Here is a 12,525-nt window from a genome sequence, read left to right on the forward strand (position 1 = left end):
ATGAACAAACTCCTCTCGAATCCTATGCTCGCTCGCAGGTCTTCCCGCAACAACGAAAAACAGCGGCCATCAGGCCGCAGCTTTGCCGTGGGGCAGAAACGCCACGGCAGTGTGCACTATTTTCCTGAATTCGTCCATGAAGAATGCGTGCTTCACGCCCCTGGAGAGAACGCACAGGCACACCGGGGCCCTCGGCCACAAACGACTGAAAAGCCCCGGTTTGACCGCCGGTTCGCTATGGTGGACAGTGGGCGCACATGGAGGTGAAGAGGTTGGTGCTCAGGTAGCGGTCTCCCCGGTCGGGAAGGATGACCACGATCACACCGGATTCCAGCTCCCCGGCCAGACGGAGGGCACCGGACATGGCGGCTCCACCGGACATGCCGCAGAAGACCCCCTCGTGGCTGGCCAGCAGGCGGGCAGTCTCAAAGGCGGGATCGTCTTCAATGACGATCTTGCGGTCAAGGGCATTCTCGTTATAAATGGGAGGAACGATGGCCTCCTGCATGTTTTTCAGTCCCTGGATCCTGTGCCCCGGCATCGGTTCGATACCGATAACCTTCACGTTCGGGCTTACCTCACGGAAATAGCGTGCAATCCCCATCAACGTGCCGCCGGTGCCCATGCCGGCAACCACGTGGGTGACGCCCCCTTCGGTCTGGCTCATGATTTCCGGTGCGGTTGTCTCGTAGTGCGCCAGGGCGTTGTGGGGGTTGGCGTACTGGTTGGGCATGAAATAGGTCTCAGGCGCATCGTCGTGAATCTTGTGGGCCAGGCGTATGGCGCCGTCGGTAGCCTCGCATCCGGGTGAGAGGACGATCTCCGCGCCATAGGCCTCCAGAACACCCCGGCGTTCAACGCTGACGCAGGCGGGCATAACCAGCTTGATACGGTAGCCCCGGGCGGCGGCGATCATGGCCAGGGCAATGCCGGTGTTGCCCGAGGTGGGCTCCAGGATGATTTTTTCGCGTGTCAGCTCACCACTCGCCTCGGCTGCCAGGATCATCTGGCGCGCCGGACGGTCCTTTACCGAACCTCCGGGGTTGTTGCCCTCAAGCTTGGCCAGAATGGTAACCTTCGGGTTGGGGTTGATGCTGATGATTTCAACCATCGGCGTCGAACCGATGGCGTTGATGAGACTCTGACCCTTCATATCTGTTCCTCTGTGTGGTGGGAATGGGGGCAACGACGGCCACGGCCTGTGGCATTGGGGGTGAATATACCCGTTTCCGCGTCAGTTGCGAAAACATTTTAATTTTTTTAATGCGATTGTCCCTTGTTGCGGCCGCGTAACCTATTGTATTGTGTTGTGCCGTGCCGTATGGCGCCGTGCGCGCAATCCACGAATCACCAGGGAGATGACTTGAGTACGCCAAATGCGGCAGTGGAGCTGATCAGGCAGAGCATTGAACGCCATCCCGATAAGGTGGCCTATTTCTGCGGGGAGCGGGCGCTCAGCTATGCCGAGCTCAACCTGGCCAGCCGTCGCTTCGCCCTGCTCCTGCGGGAGCGGGGGATCGTCGCTGGCGAGCGTGTCGTGGTGGCCCTTCCCGATTGTCTCTCCTTTCCGGTTGCCTTTCTGGGGTGCCTGCTGGCAGGGACGGTGGCCGTGGCCGCCGGTTCAGCACTGGCGGATGACGACCTGGCCCACGTGATTGCCGACAGTGGCGCTCGCCTGCTGGTCAGCCACGCCGAGCATGCCTCACGCCATGCCGCCCTGTGTCCCGGACTAGCCCAGGTCGTCTGTGACGATCTCGGCCCGACCCAGGAGGCTCCTTCATGCGTAGATGGCTTCCTCCCCTATCACCCCTCGGCCGAGGATTTCGCCTACATGCTCTACACGTCCGGCTCCACCGGAAGGCCCAAGGGGATTCCCCATCGCCACACGAGCCTGCTTGTGCCCTGCGACCTGATGGGGCGGAGCGTGCTGGGTATCACGGGCGATGACGTCATCTTCTCCACCAGCAAGCTCTCCTTCTGCTACGGCCTGCTCAACAGCCTCTCGTTCGCGCTCCGTTTCGGGGCCACTGCCGTCCTCCTTCCGGGCAAGCCGGATGTCCTCTCCATTCTCCACGTCATAGAACAGCGCAGCCCCTCCATCTTCTTCTCCGTGCCGACCGTATTCCGGCAGATCATCCTCTCCTGCGCAGAACCAAAGCTGAAATTCCCCATGCGGCTCTGCTGCTCGGCCGGCGAGGCGCTCCCCCCGCTCCTGTTCCACGAGTGGCTACGGCTGACCGGCATGGAGATCATCGACGGCATCGGCGCTTCCGAACTCTCCCACCACTTCATCTGCAACCCGCCGGGGCGGGCGGTGGCCGGATCGGCGGGGATGGTGGTGCCCGGCTACCGGGTTCGCCTGGTGGACGACGCTGACAACGACGTTCCTTCCGGGAGCGAGGGCAACCTGCTGGTGAGCGGCGAAACCGGAGCCCCCTTTTACTGGAACCTGCCCGAACTGAGCCGCACGACCATGCGGCCGGACGGCTTCATCCGCACCGGCGACATCTTCCTGGAGAAGGATGGATACTACTTCCATCGCGGCAGGAGCGACGACATGATCAAGGTGGATGCCCAGTGGGTTTCACCGCTTGTGGTGGAGGATGTGCTACGTGGCCACCCCGCGGTGGCTGATTGCGCCGTTGCCGCCGTGACTATCGGCGCCCTGGCCAGGCCGGGGGCCTTTATCGTACCCGCCGCCGGATTCGAGTCTTCTCCCGAGCTGGTACGGGAGTTGAAGGAACTGGTCAGATCGCGCCTGCCGGATCATATGTGCCCGGCCCGCTTCCGTTTCATGACCAACCTGCCGCGCACCTCCACCGGAAAAGTCCGGCGCTGCTGCCTGAGGGAGCAGACACCCTCCCCGACCAAGCCGGAGTGAACGTACACCTTACACAAAGGAGACCAAGATGGATCTGATTGACGAGATGAAAGAGATTCTGCTGAAAGTCGGGGTAGAGGAGAGTGTTGTCAAGGAATTGAGCCAGTATCTGCCGCTTGCCGGCCATGTCCTGGATTCCATGGCCTATACCGAGTTCATGGTTGCCCTGGAAGAGCGTTACGGGATCAAGCTCCTCGATCCGGAGGCAGCCTTCATCAAATCCTTAAGCGATATCAAGAAGGAGATCCTCGAAAAGAGGTCATGATTACGGCAGGGGGGCACGGAGCGCGGCAACCACCCGGTTTCTGCCCCCCTCTTTTGCTTCGTACAGCCGCGTATCAGCCTGCTTGAGCAGTTCCTCAAGCCCGATATCGTCCGGCAGCAGGTCATAACCAGCCACACCGATGCTGATGGTGATCCGGATGGAACGGCCTGCCCCCAGGGCAAGCGCCTTCTCGGCGATGGTGCGGCGAACAGACTCAGCTACCCCGACCGCCGCATGGGGGGGAGTTTCGGGCAGGATCACGACAAACTCCTCGCCTCCATAGCGGGCCAGCAGGTCGGTATTGCGCAGCTTTGTCCGCATGGAATCGGCGACGAGGCGGATGACCTCGTCCCCCTCCGGGTGTCCGTACCTGTCATTGATCTGTTTGAAATGGTCGATATCGACCATGAATGCACTGATGGGATGCTCGTGCCGGCGGCAGAGCTCCAGCAGAACCGGTGCGGCCTCGCTGAAATGAAAGCGGTTGGCGATGCCGGTCAGGGTATCGATGCGTGCCGTATGTTCGATGCTCCGGCGATAGCGGAACAGGCGGCGGTAGAGCCTGTCCAGCGCCAGATTGCCGAACATGGCGATCAGGCAGGTGGGCCAGACCAGGGCATTGTACAGGGGGAGTTCCAGCTGGGGCGCCAGGCCAAGACGAACCAGGATGTTGGGCAGAACAGCAATGGCAACCACCGTCAGCAGGGTGGGGGCCAGGTTGAAGGAGAGTCCGGTGAATACGGATATCATGAACCAGAACATGAAGCCGGATACGCCGTAGACCAGCCCCCCCTCGAGCAGGGTCAGGTGGTAGAGGAAGAGGGTCTCCATTGACAGGACAATCAGCGCCAGCAGCCAGGGGAGAACGGCGCGACGCACACCTGCTGCCAGAGCGATGGGGTAGAGTATCTCGATCACGCCCAGGAGTATCCTGGTCGGCAGCGCATCCATGGCGTGCGGGGGATCAATCGTCCAGTCCCATACCCAGAGGCCGATGATGAGAAAGAACGTGGCTATGGTGACGCTGATGACCACGCCCCGTGAGTCGTTGAACTTGAAGTCCAGATAGGACTCCTCAGTGGCAGTATCGAACCGATCGTCAACACCGATTTGCTGCAGTATGGACTTCAGCTTGCGTAACAAAGATGCTACCTCTCGAAACCGTTTATGGGCCAGGATTAGTCCTTCCGGATATATTTCTTGACCGTTCGGCGGTCAAGGTTCGTGATTCGCGCCACCTCTTCGTAGGTGCCGTGACGTTGGTAGAGCACGCTACAGTAGCCTGCCAACAGCGATTCGGCGTCCAGTGATTCGCTCCTGATGGCATCAAGAAGATTGTTGTCGTCATTCTCCTGATTCGGCGGGGTTCTGTCACCCCTGTAATGGCGGGTAATGATGATTCTACGCACCGCCTGTTCCAGCTCCCGCACGTTGCCCGGCCAGGCATAGTCACTTCCCACATCCCGCCTGATGATGTCGTATACCAGACAGGTGTATTCCCTGGCTTTTTCACCGACCATGCGGACCAGAATCCTGCTGATCAGCACTTCCAGTTCGCGGGATTCCTTCCTGATCCTCTCCCTGAGCGAGGGAACCGTTACGATGTCGGAACAGAGGCGGTAGTAGAAATCGTTGCGGAACTGCCCCTTGGCACGCATCTCGTCCAGCGGTCGGTTGGTTGCCGCGATCACCCGCCCTTGGAAGCGTCGTCGTTCGTGACTTCCCACCGGTGCGAATGTTCGTTCCTGCAATACCTGCAGGAGCTTGATCTGCACCGGGATGGATACATCGCCGATTTCATCCAGAAAAATGGAGCCGTGGGGAGAACAGCGGTCGAAGACCCCCTCGTGATGTTCGATGGCGCCGGTAAAGGCGCCTTTTTTGTGACCGAAGAGTTCCGACTCCAGCAGGGATTCAGGATACTGTGACAGGTTGATGGCAATAAAGGAGCGGGTAAAGCTCTCGCTGAAGCACCCCTTGCGTTCATTGAAGGGGATGAAGCCGGAGCGTCCGATGGCTGCAGCCGCGGCCCCCTTGCCGGTGCCGGTTTCGCCCAGCAGCAGGGTCGAGAAATCTTCCATCCGGTCCCAGAGATACTCTTCGTACCAGGTGATGTTGCAGGTGAAGATATTGTTCCAGAGTTGCAGGCGCAGGTTCTGCATGGCCGGGGAGGGGCCGGTCAGCCCGCTTTCGATAAAGTAGAAGGCTCTCCGGATCTGGTAGAAGATGGCCAGAAAGCGTTGCGCGGCAGCACTGTTCAAGCCGATGTTGGCAAGGGCGGAAAGGATTGTTGACGCGAAGGGGACCGGGATGGGGGTGTCCCCTGCCGTAAGCTGTTTCAGGATAAAGGCGTCAAAGGGTTGCCGGTACTGGTGGTACAGGTCGAAGAGCATCGCGGTGCGCAACAGTTCCCGGTCGCTCTGGCTGTAGCCGCTCAGGTCGGTTGAGCCACGCAGCTTCAGCATCCGCAGCCGCTCGCTGACCCGTGCGACAGCCTGTTCAACGGTATCGTCCCACGACATGGAGGGCGGGGCGTCGGCGATCCTGCGGTCAACTTCGATGCGTGACTGGCTGAAGGGGTTGGTGAAGGCTGCCTGGGAAACGTTCCTGAAAAACTCTCGATCGGGCGCGGATAACGATTTGATTTCATTCATGCAAATTATGTACAGGAAGCGTACCTGTTTTGTCAACGCCTGTGAACCCGGTGCTTGCTGCCGGCGACTCCGGCATGGTCAGGCGGTGCCAGGGTGTGGGGGCGCATGGCGCACAAGAAGGCCGCGGGAAGGGAGATAGCGAGGCATTTCCCGAAAAATGGGAGCGATCCTCCCGTATTGGCACACTGCCTGAAAGGTCCGGCTGCATTGTTTTTTATTCTGTCAGCGGCCTGTTATCTGGTATTGTGGCCGCGACCCTCGGGGGCAACGACCATGCATGCAGGCACCACCACCATCGATATCCACTGCCACACCGCCGGAATCGGCGCCGGCGGGAGCGGTTGCTTCGTCTCGCCGGCGCTGCGCGGCAGCTGGCGTTACCGAGTCTACCTCAGGGCCTTTAATGTCAGCGAGCAGGAACTCAGGAACGAGGGAGACGGCTTGATCATGCGGCGCATCTCGGAACGACTGTCCAGGTCGCGTCTCGTGGATGCGGCGGTGGTCCTGGCCATGGATGGCGTAGTAGGGGACAACGGCCGACTGGACCGTTCCGTCACTGAGGTCTATATCCCCAACGGTTTTGTGGCGCGTGAAACCAGCGGGTATCAGAACCTGCTGTTCGGGGCCAGCGTCAATCCGTATCGCGGCGATGCACTGGCGCGGCTGGACCAGGTCGTTGCCGCCGGCGCCGTGCTGCTCAAGTGGCTCCCCTCTATCCAGCATATCGACCCGGCGGATACGCGACTGATCCCCTTCTATCTGCGCCTGAGAGATCTGGGGCTGCCGCTGTTGACCCACACCGGAAACGAGGAATCCTTTACCCGGGCGCGGAACGAGCTGGGAGATCCGGAACGATTACGCCTGCCGCTCTCCCTGGGGGTGGTGGTAATCGCTGCCCACGCCGCTTCCAACGGCAGGAACGGAGGGGAGAGCAACTTCAGGCGCTTCCTGCGTCTCTGTAGCGAATTTCCCAACCTGTATGCCGATGTATCCGCCATAACCCAGGCCAACCGCATCGGCCATCTGCACCGGTTGCTCCGCCACGGTGAATTGCATGACCGCCTTCTGTACGGCACCGACATGCCGTTGTTGACCACCGGTATCGCCTCACCCTGGTTTCACGCCCATCTGCTGTCGCCCGCCAGGCTTGTGCGAATTCTCAAAAACAGGAACCCCTGGGATCGCGACGTTGAGATGAAACGCTCCCTGGGGCTGCCCCTCCCCGTATTCAGCCGGGCGACCGCTCTGCTGCGTATGCCGGACACCCATGAGGTGGATCATGCCAACCCCTGAACACGCCCAATCATCCGTCACCGGGAAGCTCTCCCGCTCATTTGTCCGGCTCAATGCAACCCAGTTCCTGGGGGCGATGAACGACAACATCCTCAAGCTGCTGATCATATTCTGCCTGATCGGAGCCCAGGGAGCGGAACACGCCGGCGTCATAACCGCCGCAGTGGGAGCCACTTTCGTGCTCCCCTTCCTGCTCTTCTCCGCCCCGGCAGGCTGCTTGGCGGACCGGCTGGCAAAGTCGCGCATCATCGTGGCGGTCAAGCTGATGGAGGTTGCGGTCACCGCCCTGGCGGTGCTGGCCTTTGCCCTGGGGTGGCATGGGGGGCTCTACCTGGTGATCTTCCTGATGGCCACCCACAGTGCCTTTTTCGCCCCGGCCAAATACGGCGTGATCCCCGAGCTGGCCGGCCGTGACCAACTCTCCCGCGCCAACGGACTGGTGGAATCATTCACCTACCTGGCCATCATCTTCGGGACCACCATGGCTTCCGGCCTGACCCAGGCTGTTCTGGGGCGCTTCTGGCTGGCGGCGCTGCTCTGCCTGCTGATCGCCGTGGCCGGACTCTGGGCGGCCTTCGGCATGGAGAGAACCCCCGCCGCTGACAGCCGGCGCAGCATATCCCTCTTCCCTGACGAAATCCTGCGCACCCTGCTGGAGATTCACCACGATCGGGATCTGATGCTGGCGGTGATCGGCCAGGCCTACTTCCTGTTCATGGGGGCCTATGCCCAACTCAACCTGATTGCCTACGGCATGCAGGAAATGGGGCTGGTCGAGGCCCAGAGCGGCTACCTCTTTCTGGCCGCCGCCCTGGGGATCGGCGGCGGTTCGCTGCTAGCAGCCAAACTCTCCGGCCGGGACGTGGAGTTCGGCATCGTGCCCATCGGCGCCATCGGCCTGACCATCGCGCTGATGCTGCTGCACGCCGTTCCCTCCTCGCTCCCCTCCTGCCTGGCCATCCTGGTGCTGTTCGGCGTCTCCGCCGGCCTGTTCAGCCTGCCGCTGCAGACCTTCATCCAGTTCCGGGCCGAACCGGCCAGGCGGGGCGAGGTGCTGGCCGCCGCCAGCTTCCTCAACTGGGTCGGAATCCTTCTGGCCTCGGCCCTGACCTGGTTCTTCAGCGGCCCGTTGAAGCTCTCCGCCGCCCAGGGGTTCAGTTCCGTCGGCGTCCTGACCCTGCTCCTGACCCTGATCTCCTTCTGGGCATTGCCCGACTTCCTGCTGCGCTTCATCGCCCTGGTGACCATGCGCGTCTTCTACCGCATCCGCATCCATGGCGCCGATAACCTGCCCATCGAGGGACCGGCGTTGCTGATCCCCAACCATGTCACCTGGGTGGACGCCCTGCTGCTGACCGCCACCAATCAGCGCCGGATCCGCTTTGTCATGCAACGCGAAATCTACGACACCCCCGTCCTGCGGGTGCTGTTCAAACTGATGGGAGTCATCCCGGTCTCCTCCCGCGACGGCAAAAAGGAGCTGCTGGAATTCATACGCAGGGCCCGCGCAGCCCTGGATGACGGCTACATGGTCTGCATCTTTGCCGAGGGGGAACTTACCCGCACCGGCATGCTGCGGGAATTCCGGGGCGGGTTCGAGCGGATCGTGAAAGACAGCGGTTACCCGATCATCCCGGTCTACATCGGCGGCGCCTGGGGCAGCATCCTCAGCTATGCCCACGGTCGCCTGCTCTCCCGTCCGCCGACCCTGTCCCCCTACCGGGTCAGCGTCATCTTCGGTGATCCCATGCCGGCCACCAGCACCGCCCTGGAGGTACGCCAGGCGGTCATGCAACTTTCCTGCGACTGGTTCGAATCGCGCAAAGCGGGGCGTCGTCCCCTGGCCGAGCAGTTTGTCCGTACCGCCAGGAGGAACTGGAGCCGCCGGGCAGTTGCCGACACCTCCGGGAAAACGTTGAGCTACGGCCAGACCCTGGCCGGCGCCCTGGCCCTGGCACGGAAGCTGGAAAGAGTGCTGCCCGCCGCTGCTTCCCGTGAAAAAGCAGGCCCAGAGAGGTGCGGTGAGGCCGGTTACGTCGGCGTGCTCCTCCCACCTTCGGTGGGCGGGGTGCTGACCAACCTGGCCCTGTCGCTGATGGGGCGCGTACCGGTCAACCTGAACTACACCGCTTCGGAGGCCTCCTTCCGCTCGGCCGTGGAACAGTGCGCTATCACGAGCATCATCACCTCGCGTGCTTTTCTGGAGAAGCTCCCCGCGCTGCCGAGGCCTGAGGGGATAATCCTGCTGGAGAATCTCCTGCCGAACCTCTCCGCCACGGACAGGCTGCTGGCGCTGGTCAGGGGACGCCTGCTCCCCTCACGACTGCTCTGCAACCGGGAGGAGTTCAATGCCGACAAAGTGGGCACGGTGATCTTCTCCTCCGGCAGCACCGGCGAACCCAAGGGGGTCATGCTGACCCATCACAACATCATGTCCAACATCGAGGCGCTGCGCATGGTCTTCCGGGTCGACCTGAACGACAACGTCTGTTCGGCCTTGCCGTTCTTCCATTCCCTGGGTTTTACCGCCACTCTCTGGTTTCCGTTGACCAGCGGTTTTTCCGCCGCCTACCACCCCAACCCCTTGGATGGCGAGAAGATCGCCCAGGTGGTGCGGGAGCATCGCTCCACCATCCTGCTGGCCACTCCCACCTTTCTTTTGGCCTATCTGCGGCGGGCCAAAAAAGAGGACTTTGCCTCCCTACGACTGGTGGTGACCGGCGCCGAGAAGCTGAAGAGCAGGCTGGCCGACTCCTTCCAGGAGAAGTTCGGAATACGCCCCCTGGAGGGGTATGGCGCAACCGAACTGTCACCGGTGATCACCCTGAGCCTGCCGGATGTTGAGGCGGGTGGTGTCCGTCAGCACGGTTCAAAAGAGGGGAGCGTGGGGCACCCCATTCCGGGAGTGGCCATCCGCGTGGTGGATCCGGAGAGCGGTGAGCCGCTGAAACCGGGGCAACCGGGACTGCTGCTGGTCAGGGGGCCGAATGTCATGCTGGGCTATCTGGGCAGAGGCGACAAGTCCGCCGAGGCGATCAGGGATGGCTGGTATGTGACCGGCGATATCGGCGTTATGGATGACGACGGCTTCATCCGTATCACCGACCGCCTCTCCCGTTTCAGCAAGATCGGCGGTGAGATGGTGCCCCACGGCGTGGTTGAGGACGAACTGCACGGCCGCATCGGCCAGAGCCAGGTTCTGGCGGTCACGGCCGTACCGGACGAGAAAAAGGGGGAGCGGCTGGTGGTGATCTACACCAGGGGGACCACCGACGCCGAGACCCTCCAGCGCCACCTGTCAGAATGCAGTCTGCCCAACCTGTGGAAGCCGGGCCGCGACGGCTACATCGAGGTGGAAAACCTGCCGGTCCTGGGGAGCGGCAAACTGGACCTGAAGCGGCTCAGGGAGATCGCCTTGGGGGGATAGGGGGGTGACGTACATGCGCAGGATCGTGCCGTACTCCGCTGTTGTCCTGTTCCTGCTCCTGCTGGCCAGGTGGCGGGTAGGGAGGAAGTTTTACTACCCCGATCGGACGGTGTATGCTACACCCGCCAACCAATGGCTTGAAAATGACCACAAGAACCGGGCGGAACCGCAGGAGCAGTGTCCGCCACGAGAGGGGAACGAGATGAAAACAGTACTGATGACTATGACCATGGCGCTGCTGGCGGTACCGTTTGGCTGGGCGAACGGGACTTCGGGGACGGAAACCACGGCCGGCAACAGCTTCGCCGTCGCCCAGGCCACCGTACCGGCCCCCTCCTCCGACAGCCGCCGTTTCAGCGGCACGGTGGAGTTGTACATAACCGACTGGTGCGGCTACTGCAAGCGGGCGGTCGCCTACATGAAAGCCAGGAACATCCCCCACGTCGTCTACGACATCGAGAAGGATGAAGCGGCCCGCAAGCGCTTTCTGCAACTGGGCGGCAGCGGCGTGCCGCTGATCATGGTCGGCAACCGGCGCATGTCCGGTTTTTCGCCAGAGTTGCTGGAGCAGTATCTGGGAAACCGCTGAGGCTCGTACCCGATGACAAGGAACCTACACGCAGCCGGGCAGGGGTTCCCCCTGCCGCCTTCCGTCCGCGAACCGCTCTGCCTGCTTGCCGTCGCGCTGGTCGCACTGACGTTTTCGGCATTTAACCCCCATGACCGCATGACCTGGCTGCTGGAGGTGTTTCCCTTCTTCATCGCAGCGGGAATCATGGTGCCCACCTGGAGAAGCTTCCCCCTCACCCCGCTGCTCTACCGCTTGATCCTGCTGCACTGCCTGGTTCTGCTCATCGGTGGCCACTACACCTATGCCCAGGTCCCCTTCGGCTACTGGCTGCAGGACTTGTTCGCCCTCAGCCGCAACCCCTATGACCGCATCGGTCATTTCGCCCAGGGCTTCGTGCCGGCCATAGTGGCTCGGGAGATCCTGCTGCGCCGGACGCCGCTGCTGCGCGGAGGGTGGCTCTTCTTCCTGGTGGCCGCAGTCTGCCTGGCAATGAGCGCCTGTTACGAGTTCATCGAATGGTGGGGCGCTCTGATCCTGGGCCAGGAAGCAGATGCCTTTCTCGCCACCCAGGGGGACCAGTGGGACACCCAGTGGGATATGCTGACCGCGCTGCTGGGCGCCCTGGCCAGCCAGCTCTCCCTGGCACGCATCCACGACCGGCAGTTGGAGCGGCTGGCAAGGGAAGCGCGGGAGTGACGGGGACGGGACAGCGCAGATCCGGGCCGGCCTGTTGTCCCGTGGCCGACTTCCGGCTCACAACCGGTATGATTTCACCCGTGCGATATTACGCCTGCCCGAGGAGCACGTCGCCATGTCTCTCCCTCTGATACGCCGCCTGCTGATCCTGCTTTCCCTGTTCTGCCTTACCGGTTTGCCGGTCAACGCCGCCGACCTGAGGGACGGCGACATCATCTTCCAGGTCTCCCGTTCCCCCCAGAGCAAGGCGATCCAGAAGGCTACCGGCTCCCGCTACAGCCACATGGGGATCATCATCCACCGCAGCGGCTTTCCCCAGGTGTTCGAGGCTGCCGCCAAGGTGCGCTACACCCCCCTGAGCGACTGGATACGACGCGGCGTCCACGGCAAGTACGTTGTCAAACGGCTGCGCAATGCCGATTACCTGCTCAACGGTGAGACGCTCAGCAAGCTGCGCAGGGTGGCGGAAGAGCTGCGCGGCAAACCCTACGACCCTTGCTTCGAGTGGTCCGACACGCGCATCTACTGCTCGGAGCTGGTCTGGAAGATCTACAAGAGAACCCTGGAGATGGAGGTCGGACGGCCGCAGAAGCTGGGGGATCTCAATCTATCCGCCCCAATTGTCAGGAAAGCGCTGCAGAAGAGGTACGGCAGGAGGATCCCGCTGGGCGAAAAGGTCATCTCACCAGCGGCAATGTTCAACTCGAAAGAGCTGGTGACGGTGGAGAAAGAGTAGAG

Annotated in this window: 10 protein-coding genes; 7 read left to right on the forward strand and 3 right to left on the reverse strand. The window is 62.0% G+C overall.

The window, feature by feature from the left end; all coding sequences use genetic code 11:
• Window positions 1–235: 235 nt before the first annotated feature.
• Window positions 236–1,153 carry a PLP-dependent cysteine synthase family protein gene (locus PPRO_RS16725; protein WP_011737168.1) on the reverse strand — a complete coding sequence of 306 codons (918 nt, stop codon included), beginning with the start codon at window positions 1,151–1,153 and terminating at the stop codon, window positions 236–238.
• A 210-nt stretch (window positions 1,154–1,363) separates the two neighbouring features.
• Here PPRO_RS16725 and PPRO_RS16730 point away from each other — a divergent pair, with 210 nt between their 5' ends.
• Window positions 1,364–2,881, forward strand: coding sequence for a benzoate-CoA ligase family protein (locus PPRO_RS16730; RefSeq protein ID WP_011737169.1), 1,518 nt, complete (start codon window positions 1,364–1,366; stop codon window positions 2,879–2,881).
• A 28-nt stretch (window positions 2,882–2,909) separates the two neighbouring features.
• Window positions 2,910–3,146 carry an acyl carrier protein gene (locus PPRO_RS16735; protein ID WP_011737170.1) on the forward strand — a complete coding sequence of 79 codons (237 nt, stop codon included), beginning with the start codon at window positions 2,910–2,912 and terminating at the stop codon, window positions 3,144–3,146.
• Here the strand turns inward: PPRO_RS16735 and PPRO_RS19815 are convergent, their stop codons facing one another.
• Both PPRO_RS19815 and PPRO_RS16745 read right to left on the reverse strand, forming a co-directional pair.
• Window positions 3,147–4,289, reverse strand: a complete 1,143-nt coding sequence (locus tag PPRO_RS19815; RefSeq protein ID WP_011737171.1) for a GGDEF domain-containing protein — start codon at window positions 4,287–4,289, stop codon at window positions 3,147–3,149.
• A gap of 35 nt (window positions 4,290–4,324) precedes the next feature.
• A complete protein-coding gene (locus PPRO_RS16745; protein ID WP_011737172.1) occupies window positions 4,325–5,800 on the reverse strand; it encodes a sigma 54-interacting transcriptional regulator in 1,476 nt (491 codons plus the stop codon).
• Window positions 5,801–6,073: 273 nt separating this feature from the next.
• On the opposite strand from PPRO_RS16745, the gene PPRO_RS16750 reads away from it, so the two are divergent.
• The 5 genes from PPRO_RS16750 (at window position 6,074) to PPRO_RS16770 (ending at window position 12,523) form a co-directional block, all read left to right on the forward strand.
• Window positions 6,074–7,093 (forward strand): amidohydrolase family protein, encoded by a 1,020-nt coding sequence (locus PPRO_RS16750; RefSeq protein WP_011737173.1) that lies wholly within the window; start codon window positions 6,074–6,076, stop codon window positions 7,091–7,093.
• Entirely contained in the window at window positions 7,080–10,520 is a 3,441-nt protein-coding gene (locus PPRO_RS16755; protein ID WP_011737174.1) for an acyl-[ACP]--phospholipid O-acyltransferase, read from the forward strand. The genes PPRO_RS16750 and PPRO_RS16755 overlap by 14 nt, the downstream gene beginning before the upstream one ends.
• Before the next feature lie 13 nt (window positions 10,521–10,533).
• Window positions 10,534–11,109 carry a glutaredoxin family protein gene (locus tag PPRO_RS19820; protein ID WP_011737175.1) on the forward strand — a complete coding sequence of 192 codons (576 nt, stop codon included), beginning with the start codon at window positions 10,534–10,536 and terminating at the stop codon, window positions 11,107–11,109.
• A 12-nt stretch (window positions 11,110–11,121) separates the two neighbouring features.
• Window positions 11,122–11,787: a DUF2238 domain-containing protein gene (locus tag PPRO_RS16765; RefSeq protein ID WP_011737176.1), complete on the forward strand. Its 666-nt coding sequence runs from the start codon at window positions 11,122–11,124 to the stop codon at window positions 11,785–11,787.
• A gap of 130 nt (window positions 11,788–11,917) precedes the next feature.
• The gene (locus PPRO_RS16770) at window positions 11,918–12,523 is read left to right on the forward strand and encodes a YiiX family permuted papain-like enzyme (protein WP_041532938.1); all 606 of its coding nucleotides are present in this window, start codon (window positions 11,918–11,920) and stop codon (window positions 12,521–12,523) included.
• Window positions 12,524–12,525 lie beyond the last annotated feature (2 nt).

This window comes from Pelobacter propionicus DSM 2379 (genome assembly GCF_000015045.1).
In the GTDB taxonomy this organism is placed as follows: Bacteria; Desulfobacterota; Desulfuromonadia; order Geobacterales; family Pseudopelobacteraceae; genus Pseudopelobacter; species Pseudopelobacter propionicus.